General features: G+C 61.6%; 23 protein-coding genes. 14 read left to right on the plus strand and 9 right to left on the minus strand.

All coding sequences use genetic code 11. The features are described from left to right. Window positions 1-22 precede the first annotated feature (22 nt). The 3 genes from HNO86_RS21660 (at window position 23) to HNO86_RS21670 (ending at window position 1,741) form a co-directional block, all read left to right on the plus strand. Window positions 23-763, plus strand: a complete 741-nt coding sequence (locus HNO86_RS21660) for a response regulator (protein ID WP_175378967.1) — start codon at window positions 23-25, stop codon at window positions 761-763. Window positions 764-923: 160 nt separating this feature from the next. After that, window positions 924-1,277, plus strand: coding sequence for a hypothetical protein (locus HNO86_RS21665; protein WP_175378968.1), 354 nt, complete (start codon window positions 924-926; stop codon window positions 1,275-1,277). Window positions 1,278-1,516: 239 nt separating this feature from the next. Further along, window positions 1,517-1,741: a hypothetical protein gene (locus HNO86_RS21670; RefSeq protein WP_175378969.1), complete on the plus strand. Its 225-nt coding sequence runs from the start codon at window positions 1,517-1,519 to the stop codon at window positions 1,739-1,741. Between the two features lie 178 nt (window positions 1,742-1,919). On the opposite strand, the gene HNO86_RS21675 is transcribed toward HNO86_RS21670, so the two are convergent. The 3 genes from HNO86_RS21675 to HNO86_RS21685 all read right to left on the minus strand — a co-directional run bounded on the left by HNO86_RS21675 (window position 1,920) and on the right by HNO86_RS21685 (window position 5,724). Then, complete coding sequence (locus tag HNO86_RS21675; RefSeq protein WP_175378970.1) at window positions 1,920-3,350, minus strand: FAD/NAD(P)-binding protein; 1,431 nt, start codon at window positions 3,348-3,350, stop codon at window positions 1,920-1,922. A gap of 245 nt (window positions 3,351-3,595) precedes the next feature. Beyond that, window positions 3,596-4,999, minus strand: a complete 1,404-nt coding sequence (locus HNO86_RS21680; RefSeq protein WP_175378971.1) for an LLM class flavin-dependent oxidoreductase — start codon at window positions 4,997-4,999, stop codon at window positions 3,596-3,598. Between the two features lie 161 nt (window positions 5,000-5,160). Then, a complete protein-coding gene (locus tag HNO86_RS21685) occupies window positions 5,161-5,724 on the minus strand; it encodes a helix-turn-helix domain-containing protein (protein ID WP_175378972.1) in 564 nt (187 codons plus the stop codon). Between HNO86_RS21685 and HNO86_RS21690 the strand changes: the two genes are divergently transcribed. The 7 genes from HNO86_RS21690 to HNO86_RS21720 all read left to right on the plus strand — a co-directional run bounded on the left by HNO86_RS21690 (window position 5,719) and on the right by HNO86_RS21720 (window position 13,007). Further along, window positions 5,719-6,747: a DMT family transporter gene (locus HNO86_RS21690; protein ID WP_372242550.1), complete on the plus strand. Its 1,029-nt coding sequence runs from the start codon at window positions 5,719-5,721 to the stop codon at window positions 6,745-6,747. The genes HNO86_RS21685 and HNO86_RS21690 overlap by 6 nt on opposite strands. A 199-nt stretch (window positions 6,748-6,946) precedes the next feature. Continuing rightward, window positions 6,947-9,865 (plus strand): monovalent cation/H+ antiporter subunit A, encoded by a 2,919-nt coding sequence (locus HNO86_RS21695; protein WP_175378974.1) that lies wholly within the window; start codon window positions 6,947-6,949, stop codon window positions 9,863-9,865. Continuing rightward, complete coding sequence (locus tag HNO86_RS21700; protein WP_007986256.1) at window positions 9,865-10,209, plus strand: Na+/H+ antiporter subunit C; 345 nt, start codon at window positions 9,865-9,867, stop codon at window positions 10,207-10,209. Before HNO86_RS21695 ends, HNO86_RS21700 begins: the two co-directional genes overlap by 1 nt. After that, window positions 10,206-11,885 (plus strand): monovalent cation/H+ antiporter subunit D, encoded by a 1,680-nt coding sequence (locus HNO86_RS21705; RefSeq protein ID WP_175378975.1) that lies wholly within the window; start codon window positions 10,206-10,208, stop codon window positions 11,883-11,885. The genes HNO86_RS21700 and HNO86_RS21705 overlap by 4 nt, the downstream gene beginning before the upstream one ends. Then, the gene (locus HNO86_RS21710; protein WP_175378976.1) at window positions 11,882-12,373 is read left to right on the plus strand and encodes a Na+/H+ antiporter subunit E; all 492 of its coding nucleotides are present in this window, start codon (window positions 11,882-11,884) and stop codon (window positions 12,371-12,373) included. The genes HNO86_RS21705 and HNO86_RS21710 overlap by 4 nt, the downstream gene beginning before the upstream one ends. Beyond that, window positions 12,370-12,648: a K+/H+ antiporter subunit F gene (locus HNO86_RS21715; protein ID WP_077047919.1), complete on the plus strand. Its 279-nt coding sequence runs from the start codon at window positions 12,370-12,372 to the stop codon at window positions 12,646-12,648. Before HNO86_RS21710 ends, HNO86_RS21715 begins: the two co-directional genes overlap by 4 nt. Beyond that, on the plus strand, window positions 12,645-13,007 hold the full coding sequence (locus tag HNO86_RS21720) for a Na+/H+ antiporter subunit G (RefSeq protein WP_175378977.1): 363 nt from the start codon (window positions 12,645-12,647) through the stop codon (window positions 13,005-13,007). The genes HNO86_RS21715 and HNO86_RS21720 overlap by 4 nt, the downstream gene beginning before the upstream one ends. A gap of 85 nt (window positions 13,008-13,092) precedes the next feature. Here HNO86_RS21720 and HNO86_RS21725 read toward each other — a convergent pair whose 3' ends face one another. Continuing rightward, window positions 13,093-13,530: a DUF3995 domain-containing protein gene (locus tag HNO86_RS21725; RefSeq protein WP_175378978.1), complete on the minus strand. Its 438-nt coding sequence runs from the start codon at window positions 13,528-13,530 to the stop codon at window positions 13,093-13,095. A gap of 95 nt (window positions 13,531-13,625) precedes the next feature. On the opposite strand from HNO86_RS21725, the gene HNO86_RS21730 reads away from it, so the two are divergent. Both HNO86_RS21730 and HNO86_RS21735 read left to right on the plus strand, forming a co-directional pair. Continuing rightward, window positions 13,626-14,012: a DUF2946 domain-containing protein gene (locus HNO86_RS21730; protein ID WP_175378979.1), complete on the plus strand. Its 387-nt coding sequence runs from the start codon at window positions 13,626-13,628 to the stop codon at window positions 14,010-14,012. An 88-nt stretch (window positions 14,013-14,100) separates the two neighbouring features. After that, window positions 14,101-16,233, plus strand: a complete 2,133-nt coding sequence (locus tag HNO86_RS21735) for a TonB-dependent siderophore receptor (protein WP_175378980.1) — start codon at window positions 14,101-14,103, stop codon at window positions 16,231-16,233. A gap of 90 nt (window positions 16,234-16,323) precedes the next feature. On the opposite strand, the gene HNO86_RS21740 is transcribed toward HNO86_RS21735, so the two are convergent. The 3 genes from HNO86_RS21740 to HNO86_RS21750 all read right to left on the minus strand — a co-directional run bounded on the left by HNO86_RS21740 (window position 16,324) and on the right by HNO86_RS21750 (window position 18,111). Further along, a complete protein-coding gene (locus HNO86_RS21740; RefSeq protein ID WP_175378981.1) occupies window positions 16,324-17,340 on the minus strand; it encodes an ABC transporter substrate-binding protein in 1,017 nt (338 codons plus the stop codon). A gap of 118 nt (window positions 17,341-17,458) precedes the next feature. Next, complete coding sequence (locus tag HNO86_RS21745) at window positions 17,459-17,662, minus strand: hypothetical protein (protein ID WP_175378982.1); 204 nt, start codon at window positions 17,660-17,662, stop codon at window positions 17,459-17,461. Next, window positions 17,662-18,111, minus strand: coding sequence for a hypothetical protein (locus HNO86_RS21750; RefSeq protein WP_175379036.1), 450 nt, complete (start codon window positions 18,109-18,111; stop codon window positions 17,662-17,664). The genes HNO86_RS21745 and HNO86_RS21750 overlap by 1 nt, the downstream gene beginning before the upstream one ends. 430 nt (window positions 18,112-18,541) lie before the next feature. Between HNO86_RS21750 and HNO86_RS30320 the strand changes: the two genes are divergently transcribed. Next, a complete protein-coding gene (locus HNO86_RS30320) occupies window positions 18,542-18,778 on the plus strand; it encodes a hypothetical protein (protein ID WP_256672712.1) in 237 nt (78 codons plus the stop codon). 153 nt (window positions 18,779-18,931) lie between these two features. Beyond that, window positions 18,932-19,171 carry a DUF2789 domain-containing protein gene (locus HNO86_RS21755; RefSeq protein WP_175378983.1) on the plus strand — a complete coding sequence of 80 codons (240 nt, stop codon included), beginning with the start codon at window positions 18,932-18,934 and terminating at the stop codon, window positions 19,169-19,171. 2 nt (window positions 19,172-19,173) lie between these two features. Here the strand turns inward: HNO86_RS21755 and HNO86_RS21760 are convergent, their stop codons facing one another. Continuing rightward, the gene (locus tag HNO86_RS21760; protein WP_175378984.1) at window positions 19,174-19,377 is read right to left on the minus strand and encodes a hypothetical protein; all 204 of its coding nucleotides are present in this window, start codon (window positions 19,375-19,377) and stop codon (window positions 19,174-19,176) included. A gap of 260 nt (window positions 19,378-19,637) precedes the next feature. After that, window positions 19,638-20,042, minus strand: a complete 405-nt coding sequence (locus HNO86_RS21765; protein WP_175378985.1) for a TraR/DksA family transcriptional regulator — start codon at window positions 20,040-20,042, stop codon at window positions 19,638-19,640. Window positions 20,043-20,320: the final 278 nt, after the last annotated feature.

Here is a 20,320-nt window from a genome sequence, read left to right on the forward strand (position 1 = left end):
CGAATAACAAAAGGATCCACCGATGGACCACGTGAATCACATCCTGATCGTCGACGATGACCGCGAGATCCGCGAGCTGGTCGGCAATTACCTGAAGAAGAACGGCCTGCGCACCACCGTGGTCGCCGACGGCCGGCAGATGCGCAGTTTTCTGGAAGCCAATCAGGTGGACCTGATCGTGCTGGACATCATGATGCCCGGCGACGATGGCCTGGTGCTGTGCCGCGAGTTGCGTTCGGGCAAGCACAAAGCCACGCCGATCCTGATGCTCACCGCCCGCGACGACGAGACCGACCGCATCCTCGGTCTGGAAATGGGCGCCGACGACTACCTGACCAAACCCTTCGCTGCCCGCGAATTGCTGGCGCGGATCAATGCCGTGCTGCGCCGCACGCGGATGTTGCCGCCCAACCTGCTGGTCACCGAAAGCGGCCGCATGCTCGCCTTCGGTCGCTGGCGCCTGGACACCACCGCCCGTCATCTGGTGGACGAAGACCAGACCATGGTGGCCCTCAGCGGCGCCGAATACCGCCTGCTGCGGGTGTTCCTCGATCACCCGCAACGGGTGCTGAGCCGCGACCAGTTGCTCAACCTGACCCAGGGCCGTGACGCCGACCTGTACGACCGTTCCATCGACCTGCTGGTGAGCCGCCTGCGCCAACGCCTGAAGGACGACTCCCGGGAGGCGAGCTACATCAAGACCGTTCGCAGCGAAGGCTACGTGTTCTCCTACCCGGTGGAGATGCTCGACGAACAGGCGTGAAGATATTTGTATCTCTGTGTATTAAAAGCCGCGACAGATACGCAACCGCCGATTTCACGCCGTTCAGCCACACATCCGCGATACACCCGGGCGTTTAACTGTGACCACCAGCTAGCACGAGCTACTGACCACTCACACTTAAGCGCACGGAGAATCAACCATGTTCAACTTCTCGAAAGTTTCGTCCCTGGCCCTCGGTCTGGCATTGGTGGGCGGTCTCGGCCTGTCGACCCTGGCGTCGGCCAACACCCCCGCTGTGGCGATCCATAGCTCGATTCAGGCCCTGCTGGCCGAAGGCGGCTCGGACCGCCTGCAACAGAATCGCGTTGCAGAAGGTGGCGCCGATCGTCTGCAGGAACTGCGTGAGCGTGTGGCTGAGGGTGGTTCGGATCGTCTGATCGAGAACCGTGTGGCCGAAGGCGGGGCCGAGCGCCTGCAGGAATTGCGTGAACGCGGCGGTGTAGTCGTCGCGGAAAACCGCGCCGAGTTCGGCTCGAAATACCAACGCTACTGATTGACGCAGCCCCCTGTAGGAGCTGCCGAAGGCTGCGATCTTTTGATCTGGATTTTCAGGATCAAAAGATCGCAGCCTCGTTTCATTCGACAGCTCCTACAAAAGGTGATGTCGCATTCGAGGTTGGATCCATGAACGATCATTGTTCTCGATAACGACTATGCCCAAGGGTGTTTTCTCATCTCGGCGCTCCAGCCCTAAAGTGAACCCATCTTCTCACCACGCTCTGGAGCAACATCATGAAAAGCATCATCGGTATCGGCTTCGCCCTTTCGGTCCTTGCCGCCACCTCGGCCATCGCCGCCCCACACGCCACCCAACCAGTCGTAGCAGCGACCACCGTCACCCAACCGGCCACGGTCAACGTGAACACTGTCGGCATCGACCATCAGGACAGCCAGAAAGCAAAACTCTACGTCGCGGAAAACCGCCCCGAGTTCGGCTCCAAGTATCAGCGCTATTGATCAACAGCCTTGGGCTGCTTGAAACAGAAAACCCCGGGCAGATCCGATCTACCCGGGGTTTTCTGCATTTGGGGATTCCCATCCCCCCGCAGGAGCTGTCGAGTGCAACGAGGCTGCGATCTTTTGATTTTGATACCAGAAGATCAAAAGATCACAGCCTCGCGTTGCTCGACAGCTCCTACGGGGTTTGTGTAGTAGCCAAACGGGCCGCCAGGGCCTTGGCCTGGCTGGCGACGTCGGTGACGGCGGTGCTTTCCCACCACATCCCGCGCAACGGCGGTCCCATGGCGAACAGCCTTGCGGCGGGCCGTCCATCGGCGTCCAGCACCGCGCCATCGGCCTGTGCGGCGATCCCCAACGCCAACGGTCCCGGTTTGATCAGCCCGCGTGCCAGCAACTGCTGGGGCAAGGGGCGCGCCACCCGGCGCCAGTCGTATTCGATCCCACTGGAATTGATCAGCGCCGCACCACCGACAACGCGGGTGTGCGCTTCACCCCGGCGGCGAATGCGGATGCTCACCTCACCTTTCAACGAGGGCTCAAGCCCCTTGAACGACGCGGCCTGAATCCGCAACCGCCCTTCCCCGTGCAAGCGCGCCACCAGTTCGGCGCTCAGGGGCGGCGAGCGGTGGTGATGGCTCTCCCACCAAGGCCGCACATGCCGTACGAACTGCCGGCGTTGCACATCGGTCGCCTGATTCCACAAACGCCCGATATTGGCGCGCACCGTGTCCAGCGGCGCCTGCCAGTCAATGCCCTGGGCGATGGCCTCACGACAATGCCGGCGCAGTTCGCGCACCAGCTGCCTTGGTGTGCGGATGCCGGGGTCCTCGGCGAGAAAGTCCGGCCAGGCCGGTGGTTGCCGCCGCACATGGGGCAGCAGGCCATGGCGGGAGAACACCTCGATCGGCCCGCGATGGCCGGCCTGCTCCAGCGACACCACCGCATCGACCATGGTCAGTCCCGAGCCGATGATCAACACCGTCGACTGCGGATCGAGCTGGCGCATGGCGGCCACATCCCAAGGGTCGAGCGCCGCCGCATTCAGGCCGCTGGATTCGGTTTGCGGCGTACGCGCGGCGGGGAACATTCCGGTCGCCAGCACCGCGAAAGCGCCCTGTAATCGCTGGCCGTCGCTCAAGGTCAGCAGCACCGCATCGGCTTCGCTTTGCAGGTCCACCACTTCGGCCCGCACATGCTCCACCGTCGAGCCGTGCAGCGCGCCGACTGCCTGCGCTTCTGCCAGGCGTTGTTGAACGTACAGGCCGAAAATTCCCCTGGGCGGGAACAGCTCGCTGATTGGCACATGCTGTTCATCCGACTCCGGCCAGCCACCGCCGGCGATGTACTCGGTCAGCCATTGGGTCAGGTCATCGGCGTTATCCGGATCGACGCTCATGCGCGCCGCATTGCCGTTGAGCGTATGGCCCAGTTCCACGGCACTGTAGGCTTCACCCCGGCCCAGCTCGGCTCGGGGTTCGATCACCAGCACCTGCCGACGTCCCGGCAGGCGCAACAGCTGCGCCGCCAGCATCGCGCCGCTGAGGCCGCCGCCGACGATCAGGATGTCTGCGTGACGGATCGCCTGTCCGTTTTCGATTTCACTCATGCCGTTCTCACTGATCCCAAATAAAAGTCATGCAACGTGTCCCGAGCCATCGGGACGATAATAGGCGCCAAATCCATGAAAAATCGCCTGGCAATACCAAAGTCGGACGCGGCATGGCAGGGGGTATTGATGTTGGCTGCACTGGCCTCTTCGCGGGCAAGCCCGCTCCCACAGGGTTCGGCGGTGTCCACAAATGCCGCGACCGACACAAATCCCTGTGGGAGCGGGCTTGCCCGCGAAGGCGTCTAAACAGACCCCACTTTCTTCTCCTGCCGCCGCAACGCCCCAAGATCACGATAACCACTGCCCGGATGTACCTGCGGCAACCGCGCCCCGTCCCCGAACAACTTCTCGCGCAACGTCCCCGGCGCATACTCGGTCTTGTACACCCCACGCTTCTGCAACTCCGGCACCAGCAGTTCCACGGCATCGATGAAGGTTTCATGGGTCAGCGCATAGGCCAGGTTGAAGCCGTCTACATCCGTCTCCTCTACCCACTCCTGCAACAGGTCGGCGACGGTTTGCGGGCTGCCGACGAACAGCGGACCAAAGCCGCCGATCCCCACCCAGTCTGCCAGCTCATTCGGCGTCCAGACCTTGTTCGGATCGGCCGTGGAGAACGCTTCCACCGCCGACTGAATAGCGTTGGTGTGCACGTGCTTGAGCGGTTCATGCGGCTTGAACCGGCTGAAATCGATGCCGGTCCAACCGGAAATCAGGGCCATGGCGCCTTCATAGCTAACCCAGCTTTTGTATTCCTCGAATTTGGCCTTGGCCCGGGCGTCAGTCTCGCCGAGGATCACTGTCTGCAGATTGAAAATCAGCACCTTCCTCGGATCGCGCCCGACTTGCGCGGCTCGACGACGGATATCGGCCACCGTCTTCTTCAACAGCACCTTCGAAGGCGCAGCGACGAACACGCATTCGGCATGTTCGGCGGCGAACTGCTTTCCGCGACTCGATGCACCGGCCTGATAGAGCACCGGCGTTCTTTGCGGCGACGGCTCGCACAGATGAATGCCGGGCACCTGGAAGTGTTTGCCGACATGGCGGATCTCGTGGATCCTGCTCGGATCGCTGAACACCCGCCGCTCACGATCGCGCAGGATGGCGCCCTCTTCCCAACTGCCTTCCCACAGCTTGTAGCAAACCTCGAGGTACTCCTCGGCAAAGTCGTAACGGGCATCGTGCTCGGTCTGGGTTTTCTGCCCGAGGTTCTTCGCCCCGCTCTCCAGGTACGAGGTGACGATGTTCCAGCCGGCGCGGCCCTTGGTCAGGTGGTCGAGGGTCGACAGGCGTCGGGCGAAGGGATAGGGATGCTCGAAGGACAGCGACGCGGTCAGGCCGAACCCCAGGTGTTCGGTGACCAGCGCCATCGGCGGGATCAATTGCAGCGGATCGTTGACCGGCACCTGGGCCGCCTGGCGAATCGCCGCGTCACCGTTGCCGTTGTAGACGTCATAGATGCCCAGCACATCGGCGATGAACAGACCGTCGAACTTGCCGCGCTCGAGGATCTTCGCCAGATCGGTCCAGTACTCAAGGTCCTTGTATTGCCACGAGCGATCCCGCGGATGCGCCCACAGCCCCGGCGACTGGTGGCCGACGCAGTTCATGTCGAAGGCGTTGAGACGAATTTCACGGGCCATCAGGCGGTACTCCAAAAGCTTGCAGAAAAATTCCCAAGGCTTTTGCAGAAGTCATGCCCGAAACAGAATTCGTTAAATATCAGTCAGTTAACGAATATTCAGAGAAATGCTCACAGACTCAGACCAACAAAGTGTTGATCCACTGTTGAACACGCAACAGTTCAGATCACCACATTGCGCACGAAGCGCACCGCCACTTCTCCCTCGTTGCGATAGGAATGCGGCTGGTTGCTGGCGAACATGAAGAACTCACCGGCGTTGATGCGGTGCGGTACCTCGCCGACCATCACGGTCAGGCAACCCTCGAACACGTAGAACTGCTCGCTCCAGCCATCGGCATCCGGCTCCGACGGGTAGTGCTCCCCCGGCTCCAGGCGCCATTCCCACAGTTCGACTTCCCGGCAGGCGTTGGCCTTGGCCAGCAACACCGCCTTGCTCCCGGGAATCGTCCCGGCCCAGGCCAGTTCGTTGATGCGGCTGTGGTCGCGTACATCGGGCGCCTGGATCAGATCGCTGAACGCCACGTCCAGCGCTTCGGCCACGCGATCGAGGGTGGTCAGGCTGACATTCTTTTCGCCGGCCTCGATGGCCACCAGCATGCGCCGGCTGACACCGGATTTTTCCGCGAGAGCCGTCTGGCTCATGTCCGCGGCATGGCGCAGGCGGCGAACGTTGTGGCTGACATGCTGCAGGACCGACGCCCGTTGAGAAGATTCTTTGTGCACTATATTGCTCACTTGGTGGTGCTGCGCAGTATACTGCCCAACTTCGGGCGCATTGTGCGTCCGCCTCAATTAGTGTGCAAGGTCATGACGTCGGTGAACTCCCCTCAAGCCTCCTCCCGTTTCCTGCGGCTCAGCAAGGCTGAGTGCGTGCTGGTGTTGATCACCATGGTCTGGGGCGGGACCTTTTTGCTGGTCCAGCATGCCATGACCGTCAGCGGCCCGATGTTCTTCGTCGGCCTGCGTTTTGCCGCTGCCGCCAGCCTCGTCGCCCTGTTCTCCTGGCGCAGCCTGCGGGAACTGACCCTGTTCGAACTCAAGGCCGGTGCGTTCATCGGCGTGGCGATCATGCTCGGCTACGGCTTGCAGACCGTTGGCCTGCAGAGCATCCCCAGCAGCCAGTCGGCGTTCATCACCGCGTTGTACGTGCCCTTCGTGCCGCTGTTGCAATGGCTGGTGCTGGGCCGCCGTCCGGGGCTGATGCCGAGCATCGGGATCATGCTCGCGTTTACCGGTTTGATGCTGCTGTCGGGGCCGGCCGGCGCGTCCTTCCATTTCAGCCCTGGTGAAATGGCCACGCTGATCAGCGCCATCGCCATTGCCGCGGAGATCATCCTGATCAGCACCTTTGCCGGTCAGGTGGATGTGAAGCGCGTGACCGTGGTGCAGCTGGCCGTGACTTCACTGCTGTCGTTCCTGATGGTGGTACCCACTCAAGAACGCATCCCTGATTTCTCCTGGCTGCTGCTGTGCAGCGCCCTGGGCCTGGGCGCGGCGAGTGCGGCGATTCAGGTGGCGATGAACTGGGCGCAGAAGAGCGTTTCGCCGACTCGCGCGACCCTGATCTATGCCGGCGAGCCGGTGTGGGCCGGAATCGTCGGGCGGATCGCCGGGGAGCGGTTGCCGGCGATTGCTCTGGTGGGTGCGGGGATGATCGTGGCGGCGGTGATCGTCAGTGAGTTGAAGACCAGGAGCAAGGCGGTTGTCGAGGTTGAAGAATCGCTGGAGAGCGAAAGCAACAATTAAATAGCAGACTCAAAAGATCGCAGCCTGCGGCAGCTCCTACACTGCCTACGCAGGCTGCGATTTTTTTTGGCCGGTTGTTTGAAACGCTGTGCAACAGGACTTTTCCGTCTACCTTGTAGGATTCTGCGACACCTCGGCGTTTGGTGATCGGGAAGCTGGCACGTATGATGCTTCACAAACTTCCGCAGATTAGAAGCCTATGTCCCTGATAGTTCTACTTCTTCTGCCTTTCTTGGGCAGCTGTCTGGCAGCCGTTCTGCCACACAATGCACGCAATGCCGAATCCCTCCTGGCTGGCCTGGTTGCCCTGATCGGTACTGTTCAGGTCGCTCTCCTGTATCCGCAGATCGCCCATGGCGGCGTGATCCGCGAGGAATTCTTCTGGCTGCCGAGCCTGGGCCTGAACTTCGTCTTGCGCATGGATGGCTTCGCCTGGTTGTTCTCGCTCCTGGTGATGGGCATCGGCACGCTGGTGTCGCTGTACGCCCGCTATTACATGTCGCCGGACGATCCGGTGCCGCGTTTCTTTGCGTTTTTCCTGGCGTTCATGGGCGCGATGCTCGGGCTGGTGATTTCCGGCAACCTGATCCAGATCGTGTTTTTCTGGGAGCTGACCAGCCTTTTCTCGTTCCTGTTGATCGGCTACTGGCACCACCGCGCCGATGCGCGACGCGGCGCCTACATGGCGCTGATGGTTACCGGGGCCGGCGGCTTGTGCCTGCTGGCGGGGGTCATGCTGCTCGGCCATGTGGTCGGCAGCTATGACCTGGACAAGGTCCTGGCCGCCGGCGATCTGATTCGCGCACATGCCCTCTACCCCATCCTGCTTCCCCTCATCCTCATCGGCGCGCTGAGCAAAAGCGCGCAATTCCCCTTCCATTTCTGGCTGCCCCACGCCATGGCCGCGCCGACGCCGGTCTCGGCCTATCTGCATTCGGCGACCATGGTAAAAGCCGGGGTGTTCCTGCTGGCGCGGCTGTGGCCGTCGCTGTCCGGCAGCGAAGAATGGTTCTACATCGTCAGCGGCGCCGGGGCGTGCACCCTGTTGCTGGGCGCCTATTTCGCGATGTTCCAGAACGACCTCAAGGGTCTGCTGGCCTACTCGACCATCAGCCACCTGGGCCTGATCACCCTGCTGCTGGGCCTCAACAGCCCGTTGGCGGCAGTGGCGGCAGTGTTCCACATCCTCAACCACGCCACTTTCAAGGCCTCGCTGTTCATGGCCGCGGGGATCATCGACCACGAAAGCGGCACCCGTGACATCCGCAAACTCAGCGGCCTGATCAAACTGATTCCTTTCACCGCGACCCTGGCCATGGTCGCCAGTGCCTCGATGGCCGGCGTACCGCTGCTCAACGGTTTCCTGTCCAAGGAAATGTTCTTCGCCGAAACCGTGTTCATCAACGCCTCGGCCTGGATCGAAACCACCCTGCCGATCGTGGCGACCATCGCCGGCACCTTCAGCGTCGCCTATTCCCTGCGGTTCACCGTCGACGTGTTCTTCGGCCCGACCGCCACCGACTTGCCCCATACGCCCCACGAACCGCCGCGCTGGATGCGCGCGCCGGTGGAGCTTTTGGTGTTCACCTGCCTGGTGGTGGGGATATTCCCGGCGCAGGTGGTCGGTTCGCTGCTCGCCGCCGCGGCCTTGCCGGTGGTCGGCGGGACGCTGCCCGAGTACAGCCTGGCCATCTGGCACGGCCTGAACGCGCCGATGATCATGAGCCTGATCGCCATGTCCGGCGGCATCGTGCTGTACCTGCTGCTGCGCAATCAGCTCAAGCACGGGCGCTTCCGTCACCCGCCGCTGATTGGCCGGTTGAGCGGCAAGCGCTTTTTCGAACGGGCGCTGGTGATCAAGATGCGCCTGGCCCGACGCCTGGAGCGACGGGTCAGCACGCGCCGCCTGCAAACCCAGCTGTTCCTGATGGTGCTCGCCGCCGTCCTCGCCGGCCTGATTCCGATGCTGCACAGCCACCTGAGCTGGGGCGACCGGCCGAAGATCCCGGGTTCGATCGTGTTCGTGATCCTCTGGCTGCTGGCGATCGCCTGCGCCCTGGGCGCCGCGTATCAAGCCAAGTACCACCGTCTCGCGGCCCTGACCATGGTCAGCGTCTGCGGCCTGATGACCTGCGTCACCTTCGTCTGGTTCTCGGCGCCGGACCTGGCCCTGACGCAACTGGTGGTCGAAGTGGTGACCACAGTGCTGATCCTGTTGGGCCTGCGCTGGCTGCCGCGACGGATCGAAGAAGTCTCGCCACTGCCCAGCAGCCTGCGCAAGGCGCGTATCCGCCGGATCCGCGATTTGCTCCTGTCTACCGTGGTCGGCGCAGGCATGGCGCTGCTGTCCTACGCGATGCTGACCCGGCAGACCCCCAACGACATTTCCTCCTTCTACCTGAGCCGCGCCCTGCCCGAGGGCGGCGGCAGCAACGTGGTCAACGTGATGCTGGTGGACTTCCGTGGCTTCGACACCCTCGGCGAAGTCACCGTGCTGGTGGCGGTAGCCCTGACCGTATACGCCCTGCTGCGACGCTTCCGCCCGCCGAAAGAAAGCCTGCAATTGCCGGCCCAGCAGCGCCTGCTCGCACCGGATGTGGTTACCGATCTGGTCAACCCGCGTCACGCCAGCGATACCGCGCTGGGCTTCATGATGGTGCCGGCGGTGCTGGTGCGCCTGCTGCTGCCGATTGCCTTCGTGGTCTCGTTCTACCTGTTCATGCGCGGGCATAACCAACCGGGCGGCGGCTTCGTCGCGGGGCTGGTGATGTCGGTGGCGTTCATCCTGCAATACATGGTCGCCGGCACCCAGTGGGTCGAGGCGCAGATGAGTTTGCGGCCGCTGCGCTGGATGAGCACCGGCCTGCTGTTCGCCACGGTCACCGGCCTTGGCGCCATCGCCGTCGGTTATCCGTTCCTGACCACCCACACCTGGCACTTCTCGCTGCCGCTGCTGGGCGACATTCACCTGGCCAGCGCGCTGTTCTTCGACATCGGCGTCTATGCGGTCGTGGTCGGCTCGACCCTGCTGATCCTCACCGCCCTCGCCCACCAATCGGTTCGCGGTCACAAGACTGCGGCCCAGCCCAAACCCGTCGCCATCAAGGAGGCCGTCTGATGGAAGAAGTCATCGCAATCGCCATCGGCGTGCTGGCCGCCTCCGGCGTCTGGCTGATCCTGCGTCCACGGACGTTCCAGGTGGTCATGGGCCTGTGCCTGCTGTCCTATGGCGTCAACCTGTTCATCTTCAGCATGGGCAGCCTGTTCATCGGCAAGGAGCCGATCATCAAGGACGGGGTGCCGCAGGACCTGCTGCACTACACCGACCCGCTGCCCCAGGCCCTGGTGTTGACCGCCATCGTCATCAGCTTCGCCATGACCGCGCTGTTCCTGGTGGTCCTGCTGGCCTCCCGGGGCCTGACCGGCACCGACCATGTGGACGGCCGGGAGCCCAAGGAATGAATGCGATGACGCACCTGATCGCGGCACCGATCCTGCTGCCGCTGCTGACCGCCGCCATCATGCTGATGCTCGGTGAGAAGCACCGCCCCCTCAAAGCCCGGATCAATCTGTTTTCCAGCCTGCTGGGGCTGGGCATCTCGCTGTCGCTGCTGCAATGGACGCAGACCACCGGCGTGCCGGGCTCCATCGGCGTGTATCTGCCGGGCAACTGGCAGGTGCCGTTCGGCCTGGTGCTGGTGGTCGATCGCCTGTCGGCGTTGATGCTGGTATTGACCGGGATCATCGGTGTCAGCGCCCTGCTGTTCGCCATGGCGCGCTGGGACAAGGCCGGCTCGAGTTTCCACGCGCTGTTCCAGATTCAGCTGATGGGTCTGTATGGCGCGTTCCTGACGGCGGACCTGTTCAACCTGTTCGTGTTCTTCGAAGTGCTGCTGGCCGCGTCCTATGGCCTGATGCTGCATGGCTCGGGCCGGGCGCGGGTGTCGTCGGGGCTGCATTACATCTCGATCAACCTGCTGGCCTCGACCCTGTTCCTGATCGGTGCCGCGCTGATCTACGGCGTCACCGGCACCCTGAACATGGCCGACCTGGCGCTGAAAATTCCGCTGGTGGCGGAAGCCGATCGCGGCCTGCTGCATGCCGGTGCGGGGATTCTCGCGGTAGCGTTTTTGGCAAAGGCCGGGATGTGGCCGCTGAACTTCTGGCTGGTACCGGCTTATTCGTCGGCAAGCGCGCCGGTCGCGGCGATGTTCGCGATCATGACCAAGGTCGGCGTCTATACCTTCCTGCGACTGTGGACCCTGCTGTTCTCCGGTCAGGCCGGGGCCTCGGCGTACTTCGGCGGCGACTGGCTGATCTACGGCGGCATGGCGACCATCGTCTGCGCGGCCGTGGCGATCCTCGCCGCGCAACGCCTGGAGCGCATGGCCAGCCTGAGCATTCTGGTGTCGGCGGGGATTCTGCTGTCGGCCATCGGTTTCGCCCAACCCAACCTGATCGGCGCGGCGCTGTTCTATCTGGTCAGCTCGACCCTGGCCCTGAGCGCCCTGTTCCTGCTGGCCGAACTGATCGAGCGTTCGCGTTCGGCCACGGAAATCCCCCTGGAAGATGAAAACGAGTTGCTGCCGCGCCCGCAGGAATCGCTGGCGCCGGTCAAGGGCATCAACCTTGATGACGAGCAGAAAGCGGTGGTCGGCCAGGTGATTCCGTGGACCATGGCCTTCCTCGGCCTGAGCTTCATTGCCTGCACCCTGCTGATCGTTGGCATGCCGCCGCTCTCCGGTTTCATCGGCAAGCTCGGCCTGCTCAGCGCCCTGCTCAATCCGTTGGGCCTCGGTGGTGACGCGCCGATCTCGAACGCCGCCTGGGCCTTGCTGGCATTGCTGATCCTCTCCGGCCTGACCTCACTAGTCGCCTTTTCCCGCCTGGGTATCCAGCGCTTCTGGACGCCACTTGAGCGCCCGTCACCGGTGCTGCGCCGCCTTGAATGCGTGCCAATCTTCGCCCTGCTGGGCCTGAGCATCGCCCTGACCTTCAAGGCCGAACCGCTGCTGCGCTACACCCAGGCCGCCGCTGATGCCTTGAACAATCCGGAGCAATACGTGATGGCCGTGCTGGGTACTCGAGCCGTGCCTGGCCCCGAAGCCAAGGCGGCGCTGCTGGAGGTGCAACCATGAAGCGCCTGTTTCCCGCCCCTTGGCTGTCGCTCGCATTGTGGGTGTTGTGGCTGGTGCTGAACCTGTCGATCAGCCCTGGCAACCTGCTGCTGGGCGCCGTGTTGGGCTTCGTCGCACCGCTGATGATGCGCAAATTGCGCCCGCTGCCGATCCGTATCCGTCGCCCGGGGGTGATCCTTCGGCTGTTTCTGGTGGTCGGTCGTGACGTGCTGGCGTCCAACCTCGCCGTGGCCTTGAGCGTGCTCAACGCCGGCCGCCGCCCGCCGCGCTCGCGCTTCGTCAAGGTGCCGCTGGACCTGCGCGATGCCAACGGCCTGGCAACCCTGTCGATGATCTGCACCGTGGTCCCCGGCACGGTCTGGTCGGAACTGGCGCTGGATCGCAGCATTCTGCTGCTGCACGTCTTCGACCTGGAGGACGACGAAGCGCCGTTCATCGAGCATTTCAAGGCGACGTACGAGCGCCCGTTGATGGAGATTTTCGAATGAGCGCCCTGCTGTCCAATGCGATTGTGCTGAGCCTGTTCCTGTTTTCCGTGGCGATGATCCTGACCCTGATCCGCCTGTTCAAGGGCCCCTCGGCCCAGGACCGGGTCCTGGCGCTGGACTACCTGTACATCGTCGCCATGCTGATGATGCTGACCCTGGGTATTCGCTACGCCAGTGATACCTACTTCGAAGCGGCGCTGCTGATCGCGCTGTTCGGTTTCGTCGGCTCCTTTGCCCTGGCGAAATTCCTCCTGCGTGGCGAGGTGATCGAATGACCGTTGAACTCCCGTTGTGGGTGGAAATCGCAGTGGCGGTCCTGCTGCTGCTCGGCAGCCTGTTCGCGCTGATCGGGGCGATTGGCCTGGTGCGGATGAAGGATTATTTCCAGCGCATGCACCCGCCTGCCCTGGCCTCGACGTTGGGAGCGTGGTGTGTGGCGCTGGCGTCGATCATCTACTTCTCGGCGCTCAAGTCCGCGCCGGTGCTGCATGCGTGGCTGATTCCGATTCTGCTGGCGATCACCGTACCGGTGACGACGCTGCTACTGGCGCGGGCGGCGTTGTTCCGCAAGCGCATGGCCGGGGATGATGTGCCGGCTGAGGTCAGTAGCCGGCGCACAGAGAGCGGTGTCTAAAAACGAAAATCAAAAGATCGCAGCCTTCGGCAGCTCCTGCATTGGAATGCGTCCCCTGTAGGAGCTGCCGCAGGCTGCGATCTTTTCAGGCCCAGGCCACTGCCAGCAACCCCGCCCCCAGCACCACGCACAACGGCGAATAGACCCAGGTATCCCACCAGGCAAACCGGGAGTCTTTCACCAGTTTGAAAAAACCCACCAGTTCCGAATCGCCGATGGCCCGGGCGAACAGCAGGATCGCGATCGCGCTGATCAGCCATTGCAGCGACCAATGCCCGATCACCGGCACCCACCAGCCGACGCGCAAACACACCAGCAGCGCGATCATGAAAAGGGCGGCGGCGACTACCAGGGTGATCCAGCCTCGGGGCTTGAAGGCCGGTTGCAGCCTGACGCTGCCTTCGACCGGGACCTGGGGGACGGCGGCCACCGTCGCCCACTCGCCACCCAGTCCCCAATACACGTGTACCAAACTGATCACTGCAAACATCGTCACCAGCCATTGAGCCAACGCAAAGGTCATGGTCGAAGATCCTTGAAAGAGATTTGGACAGAATCATCCTAGTCGGCATTTTTTGTCGTGCACGACCGGTCAGCGGAGGAGTAAAGTGCCGCCCCATGAAATTCTCCCGCTCCGATCGATCACTGCTGGCCTGGATGCTCTACTGCTGCGTTCTGTTCAATGTGTTCGCCTGCAGCATCGGTCACGGGCAGATGGTCGGAATGCAGCTCAACGGCATCGGCGGGCAGTTCTGTACCGTCGACCCGGCGACCCAGGCCCCGGTTTCGAGCCCCTCTTCCGACGATCAATTGCCGACGCTGTCCAAGGCGTTCGGCTGTCCGTTGTGTTCCAGCGGTGGCATGGGCCCGGCGTTCAACTCCAGCCTGACCCTGGCGATTCTCCCCGAGCAACACAGCCCGCCGTTGGCGCCGATCGCCAACGCCGACCTCCCTGCCCGCTTCACCTGGCCCTCGGCCCATCCGCGCGCGCCGCCGCTCGCCTGAATCTCTTGCCTTAATCGATCAGCTCACTTCGCCAACGCGAGGCGTTCGCGCGTGCGCTGCTTTGCAATCAAGCATTCAGGATTCATCGATGAAACATGTTCCTTTGCTGGCGAGCCTGTTCGGCTGCCTGTCCGTCAGCGCCTGGGCGCAATCCACCGTCGACCTCGCACCGATCACTATCGATGGCGAACAAGACGCCGAGCCGGGCCTCGACCTTGATCAGTCCAGCGGCATGGCTTCACGCCTGGGCCTGAGCGTGCGGGACACCCCGGCCTCGGTGGCCATCGCCAACCGCAGCGACATCGAGCGCCACGGCTCGCAGAACTTCCAGGACGCCGCCAACACCCTGCCCGGGATCAACGCCAGCGCACCGCCGGGCTTCGGCGGTTTCGTCTCCTACCGGGGTTTCACCAGCAGCCAGATCACCCAGATGTTCAACGGCGTCAATGTCTCCGGCGGGCTCGCGCGGCCGGTGGATGCGTGGATCTATGACCGGGTGGAGCTGGTCGGCGGTCCGTCATCGCTGATCAATGGCGCCGGCTCCGTGGGCGGCTCGCTGAACTACGTGACCAAGCTGGCGACCCATGATGAGCAGGCGCTGGAAGGCCGGGTCAGCTATGGCACTTACGACACCACCGAGACCGCGTTCGGCGTCAATCACGCCTTGAGCGAGGCCGGCGCCGACACGCAGCACTACGCCCGCCTCGACGTCAGCCACAACACCGGCAACGGCTACATCGATCGCCAGGAGCGTGATGCCTGGAGCGTCGCGTTCTCTCTGCTCAGCGATCTCACGCCGGACCTGTCCCACACCCTGGCCCTGGAATATCAGGACGAACACGAGGACAGTCCCTACTGGGGCACGCCGGTGTTGAACCCCAAGGCAGGCGAGCTGAAGATCGACAAGCACAACCGCTTCAACAACTACAACGTCGAGGATGGACGCTACGAGCAGCGGACGATCTGGGTGCGCTCGATCATCGACTACCGGATCAACGACAGCACCACCCTGCGCAACATGCTCTACCACCTCGACAGCCAGCGCGATTACCGCAACCTGGAGACGTACCAGTACAACGCCGACAACTCGGCGGTGAATCGCTCCACGGCGTATCAGGTGCGGCACCAGGGCGAGCAGAACGGCAACCAGTTCGAGCTGCGTCACGACACTGAAATGCTGGGGCTGGCGACCACCTGGTCCGGCGGTTTCGAGTACAAGGTCAACCAGACCACCAACTCGCCGTTGAACGTCAAAGGCGCCAGCACGGTCGATCCGAACAATTATCAGCCGGGACACTTCTACGACATTCCGGGGACGCAGCAGGGTTATGTCAGCGACAAGACCAACGAAGTCACCACCAAAGCGTTGTTCGTTGAAAACCGCCTCGCGCTGACCGACAAACTCGCGCTGCTCACCGGCCTGCGCTATGACGACATCGACCTGGACGTGACCAACCATCGCGTCGTGACCGCGAGCAATCCGCGACGCCTCAAGCGCAGCTGGGAACCGGTGACCGGACGGGCCGGCCTGACCTATCAAGTGCTGCCGTCGGCCAATGTCTACTTGCAGTACAGCACCGCCGCCGAGCAGCCCAACGGCACCCAGGACTTCGACGTGTCCACGGGCAAGCAGTGGGAGATCGGCAGCAAGTTCGATTATCTGGACGGTCGGGGTTCGGCGACGGTGGCGGCGTACACCATCGAGCGCAAGGATTTCGCGGTGACCGATCCGCTGGATCCGACCCTGAGCGTACCGGTGGGGCAGCAGACGTCCAAGGGCATCGAGGTGGCCAGCTCGTTACGGGTCACTGATCGGCTGTTAATGGAGGGCAATTTTGCGTGGGTCGATGCCCAGTATGACGAGTTCACCGAGAAGAACGCGGCCGGTCAGGTGGTCTCGCGCAAGGGCAATACGCCCACCAACGTGCCGGACCGGGTTGGCAATCTGTGGCTGACCTATGACTTCACGTCGCAATGGCAAGGTGGAGTGGACGCGCGTTACGTGGCGTCGGTGTATGCCGACAGCGCCAACACCATGACCGTGCCGTCGTACACGCTGTTCGGTTCGTTCCTCAGCTACAAGGTGGATCGGCACACCACCGTTACCGGGCGGGTGCGCAACCTGACGAATGAGGTGTATGCCGAGTTTGCGCATGTTTCACCGGCGTATTACCTGGGGACGCCGCGGACGTTCGAGCTGGCCGTTCAGACGCGGTTTTAAAAGCTTCGCGGGCAAACCTCGCTCCTACAGGTCTGATGAAACCCTGTAGGAGCGAGGCTTGCCCGCGAAGACGTATCCGGAATCACCACATCATTTCAGCTCGGCAGACACCTTCTCCGCCACATCCGTCGGCAACCACTTCTTCCACACATCCGGATGCTTCTTCATGAAATCCTCCGCCGCCTGGCGCGGTGGGGTGTGTTTTTCGCTCATGTCGGCCAGGGCCTTGTTCAGCGGATCGATGGGGAAATCGACCTTGGTGAAGAACTCGGCGATCTGCGGATATTGCTTCTGGAACGGCGTGGACACGCCAATGGACAGCTTCGAAGGCAGCGAGCGGGTGGGTTTTGGATTGGGGTTGTCGGCGTCGGTCAGGGTCTTCCAGGCTTCGGCGTCGAATGGCGGTTCCTCAAGCTGGACCAGTTTGAAGCGACCGAGCAACGGCGTTGGCGACCAGTAGTAGAACAGCACCGGCTTGCCGCGCCGGATCGACGAGCTGATCTCGGCATCCAGTGCCGCCCCGGAACCGCTGCGGAAGTTCACGTAACTGTCGTCCAGCCCGTAGGCCTTGAGCTTCTGCTTGTTGACCACTTCCGAGGTCCAGCCGATGGGGCTGTTGAGGAAGCGCCCCTTGTTCGGCGCCTCCGGGTCCTTGAACACGTCCTTGTATTTGGGCAGGTCGCTGACGCTGCGCAGGTCCGGCGCCATGGCCTTGATGCCCTTGGCCGGGTCGCCCTTGATCACGTATTCCGGCACCCACCAGCCTTCGGTGGCGCCCTTGACCGTATCGCCCAGGCTCACCACCTTGCCTTCGGCTTCCGCCTTGACCCAGACCGGACTGCGCCCGGCCCACTCTTCGCCAATGACTTGAATGTCATTGTTGGCCAGGGCGGTTTCCAGGGTGATGGTAGTGCCGGGCAAGGTATCGGTCGACAGGCCGTAGCCCTTCTCGACGATGATTCGCAGGATATCGGTGATCAGGCTGCCGCTTTCCCAGTTGAGGTCGGCGAAATGCACCGGCGTCTCGGCCGCAAACACCGGAGCGGGTGATGCCAACACAGCGAAAGTGGTCAGGCTCGCAGCCAGCAAGCGTCGAAAACCTTTCATGCTTTTGCACCTCGTGCTGTTCGCAGCAATAGCAGGATGGCCAGGCAGAAGACCGCAAAGCCTCTGAAACTTCAGTCAACTGACTGTAGTAGAGGTTCCTGCTTTCGAGGGGTTCAGATCAATTTTCGGAAATTTCCTGCAGCCGCGTCAGCTCTCGTCTGACCATGTTGGCGTATTCAGGCGGGCGCAAACCGTAGAGTTCCGAGGCCACCCAATTGAGCCATGCGCCGTGCAGAACCGTCTTCTGCGCGAACAATCGCCGGGCTTCGGCCTCGGCGCGGGCCTGGTTCTGTTCATGGAATTCGGCGCGGGGCTGGCTCATCACTCGCTGGCCTTGAAGGTCACCAACTCGCCCTTGCGCCATTTGGCGGCCTTGGCGGTCACGGCCTTGAGGGTCTTGGTCAGGCCTTCCTGCAATTGCTGGTGAGCGGCGAAAACCGTTACCGCACTGTGGCCTTCCTTGAACACGATGGCTTCGCCGTCGGCGGTGGTCACGAAGGCGTAGTCGCCCAGGCCATAGACCGTCATTTTGATTTCGCGGAACCTGATTTCCAGCTTGCCGCCCTCGCGACTGGGCAGGACCGAGGCGCTGAAGTGATCGCCGACCTTGAGCTTGAGCCCTGGCTTGTCATCGACCACCAATGCCGACTCGGTATCGAGCTCGGCCACATAAATGCCCTCGGCGCTCTGTTCGGTGATGTAGACGAAACGAGATTGAAACAGTTTGACCAGCTTCGCGCGCAAATCACCCAGCACGAACAACGCATGCATATCGAGATTACTTACTGCCAAGGAACCATCCCCACATCTGAAAATGATGCCGCACGCATAAAAGGCGCACAGCCGAAAAAAGCGGCAATGCCGAAAGTGAAACCGGATAAACCCCAATCGTGGTCCTGAATGAGCAATGCACTCATTCCGAGGCTTGAGCAGACTACTGGACGACGCTCGCCTCGTCTTGCCTGGCTTTCGTCAAAGGTTGAAGGAAAACGCCCTTCCTGCCGCCAGAAGAATACGGACTATCGAATTCAGGGAAAAAACTCTTAAAAAAAAGCACTTTTCTGACATATCGCAAGCCGAAAATTGCTTTAGATAAACACGACTCACCCCACCAGTGACGGTGATTCTAGAGCAGCCATGCTCGCCGAGACTACCCATACAGACGTACATACGTCGGTAAAAACAACGAAAAGGACTTCATATGTGCACGCTGACACACTTTGCCCAACCCTTGGCACCGACGTCGATTTCAGCTTCGCCGATGTTGCGACACCCAGAACTTGCTCCCCGTTCCCCCGAATTGCCGCGCTTCCAAGTGATATTGGCCGGGAATGCGTTCTTTCATATCAAGGAAATTTCCACCGGGCATGTAAGAGGTTTCCGCGTCGATCATAACGAAGCCTGTGCCCTCGCCCGTGCACTCGAGGCGATGCATTGACAGCTTCAAGATCAGTTTTGCGGTCTATGCTCAGTGCTGCGTTTGAACATTGGTTTGAATATCGATTTCGAACTCCTGAAGCGCGACCACCTCAGAAGTAAAGAAGCCGTACTTCAGACTTTGAATCCGATTCACCCCTGCCAGGAGATGAACATGGAATCACCGACACACGACTTGAAAGGTTTGTTCGACCAGCTCGGCCTGGACTCCACCCAGAAAGCTATCGACGATTTCATTGCCAGCCATTCACCGCTGCCAGAGGACAAGAAACTCATCGACGCGGAATTCTGGACGCCGCAACAGGCAGGCTTCCTCAAGGAACAACTGCGCGAAGACGCCGACTGGGCTCGGGTGGTGGACGATCTGAACCTGCGCATGCACCAGGTGCACTGACCTCAATGCAGGCTGTCCGGCGTTTCAACCTTCAGTTGCGCGATCCAGGCAGCCTTGCACTCCTCCGCTTCATCCCGGGTCGAAAACGCCGTGCCCCGGCGTTCGCCATTGAGCAGCACCACCCAGCACACACTCTGACCCAGGGCCCGCAAGCTGGCGGGTACGCCGCTGCCAATCATGACTGCCACATCGACTTTGCTTTGCATGTTGCTCTTCGAACTCCGTTAGCAACCTAACTATATAGCTATGGTAAGGAGTCCCGAGGGGCGGAAACAATATTGGGTTTGTAGAGCTTTCTTTCCAAAGTCGTAACAATCCGCGCAAAGTGCTCCTACAGGACAGCAGACGAAAATAAATCGCAGGCAACAGAAAAAAGATCGCAGCCTTCGTCAGCACTCTTTGTGGGAGCTGCCGAAGGCTGCGATCTTTTCAGGACAACCGGCAAGAAACCGATTGCCGTACGAAATCAGGCTTGACGCTGGTGCTTGTCGATCTGCTCGTGACGTTCTTGAGCTTCGATGCAGTACTTGGTGGTCGGGCTGATCAGCAGGCGCTTGAGGCCAATAGGCTCACCGCTGTCGTCGCACCAGCCAAAGCTGTCTTCTTTGATACGTTCCAGAGCTTGTTCCAGCTGAGGCAACATGCGCTGGTCGCGGTCGATTGCGTTTACCAGCCAGGTGCGCTCTTCTTCGACCGAAGCTGCGTCAGCCGGATCGGCCGGGCTGTCCAGGCTCTCGATGGCGATGCGGTTCTGTTCGATGCGCTCATGGGTTTCGACTTTCATGTTCTGCAACAGCTCGGAGAAAAAAGCATGTTGCTCGGCATTCATGTAGTCATCCGCCGGCATGGCCAGCAACTTGTCCTTTGTCATTGATATCTCTATAAAAAACGTGCATTAAGGCGAATTAGGGAGCGTTCCGACAAACCTGTTCAGGCCATCGCGAAGGCGCCGTTTGTTCCAAGCGCCACCCGGCACTCAATTTACGAGGGGCGGCAGTCTAAGGCCGACTTGAGGCCTCAGCAACTGAAAAGACAGCGAATTTGTCCGACAAGGCCTCGAAAATGCGCTATGGCAGGCATTCAGGCGGATATCGGAGTGCGTTTATAGCAAGAAATTCAATTCAGCGGGCCTATATAGAAGACAAACGG

Origin of the sequence: Pseudomonas sp. C1C7 (assembly GCF_013359595.1) — a bacterium.
GTDB lineage: Bacteria > Pseudomonadota > Gammaproteobacteria > Pseudomonadales > Pseudomonadaceae > Aquipseudomonas.

What these genes read in the sequence shown, in the direction of transcription:
- HNO86_RS30320 (WP_256672712.1), top strand. Translation starts at nt 18,542, where the DNA reads ATGTGCACGCTGACACACTTTGCCCAACCCTTGGCACCGACGTCGATT.
- HNO86_RS21710 (WP_175378976.1), top strand. Translation starts at nt 11,882, where the DNA reads ATGAAGCGCCTGTTTCCCGCCCCTTGGCTGTCGCTCGCATTGTGGGTG.
- HNO86_RS21760 (WP_175378984.1), bottom strand. Translation starts at nt 19,377, where the DNA reads ATGCAAAGCAAAGTCGATGTGGCAGTCATGATTGGCAGCGGCGTACCC.
- HNO86_RS21665 (WP_175378968.1), top strand. Translation starts at nt 924, where the DNA reads ATGTTCAACTTCTCGAAAGTTTCGTCCCTGGCCCTCGGTCTGGCATTG.
- HNO86_RS21730 (WP_175378979.1), top strand. Translation starts at nt 13,626, where the DNA reads ATGAAATTCTCCCGCTCCGATCGATCACTGCTGGCCTGGATGCTCTAC.
- HNO86_RS21755 (WP_175378983.1), top strand. Translation starts at nt 18,932, where the DNA reads ATGGAATCACCGACACACGACTTGAAAGGTTTGTTCGACCAGCTCGGC.
- HNO86_RS21670 (WP_175378969.1), top strand. Translation starts at nt 1,517, where the DNA reads ATGAAAAGCATCATCGGTATCGGCTTCGCCCTTTCGGTCCTTGCCGCC.
- HNO86_RS21720 (WP_175378977.1), top strand. Translation starts at nt 12,645, where the DNA reads ATGACCGTTGAACTCCCGTTGTGGGTGGAAATCGCAGTGGCGGTCCTG.
- HNO86_RS21725 (WP_175378978.1), bottom strand. Translation starts at nt 13,530, where the DNA reads ATGACCTTTGCGTTGGCTCAATGGCTGGTGACGATGTTTGCAGTGATC.
- HNO86_RS21675 (WP_175378970.1), bottom strand. Translation starts at nt 3,350, where the DNA reads ATGAGTGAAATCGAAAACGGACAGGCGATCCGTCACGCAGACATCCTG.
- HNO86_RS21660 (WP_175378967.1), top strand. Translation starts at nt 23, where the DNA reads ATGGACCACGTGAATCACATCCTGATCGTCGACGATGACCGCGAGATC.
- HNO86_RS21745 (WP_175378982.1), bottom strand. Translation starts at nt 17,662, where the DNA reads ATGAGCCAGCCCCGCGCCGAATTCCATGAACAGAACCAGGCCCGCGCC.
- HNO86_RS21750 (WP_175379036.1), bottom strand. Translation starts at nt 18,111, where the DNA reads ATGCATGCGTTGTTCGTGCTGGGTGATTTGCGCGCGAAGCTGGTCAAA.
- HNO86_RS21680 (WP_175378971.1), bottom strand. Translation starts at nt 4,999, where the DNA reads ATGGCCCGTGAAATTCGTCTCAACGCCTTCGACATGAACTGCGTCGGC.
- HNO86_RS21700 (WP_007986256.1), top strand. Translation starts at nt 9,865, where the DNA reads ATGGAAGAAGTCATCGCAATCGCCATCGGCGTGCTGGCCGCCTCCGGC.
- HNO86_RS21740 (WP_175378981.1), bottom strand. Translation starts at nt 17,340, where the DNA reads ATGAAAGGTTTTCGACGCTTGCTGGCTGCGAGCCTGACCACTTTCGCT.
- HNO86_RS21715 (WP_077047919.1), top strand. Translation starts at nt 12,370, where the DNA reads ATGAGCGCCCTGCTGTCCAATGCGATTGTGCTGAGCCTGTTCCTGTTT.
- HNO86_RS21735 (WP_175378980.1), top strand. Translation starts at nt 14,101, where the DNA reads ATGAAACATGTTCCTTTGCTGGCGAGCCTGTTCGGCTGCCTGTCCGTC.
- HNO86_RS21765 (WP_175378985.1), bottom strand. Translation starts at nt 20,042, where the DNA reads ATGACAAAGGACAAGTTGCTGGCCATGCCGGCGGATGACTACATGAAT.
- HNO86_RS21705 (WP_175378975.1), top strand. Translation starts at nt 10,206, where the DNA reads ATGAATGCGATGACGCACCTGATCGCGGCACCGATCCTGCTGCCGCTG.
- HNO86_RS21695 (WP_175378974.1), top strand. Translation starts at nt 6,947, where the DNA reads ATGTCCCTGATAGTTCTACTTCTTCTGCCTTTCTTGGGCAGCTGTCTG.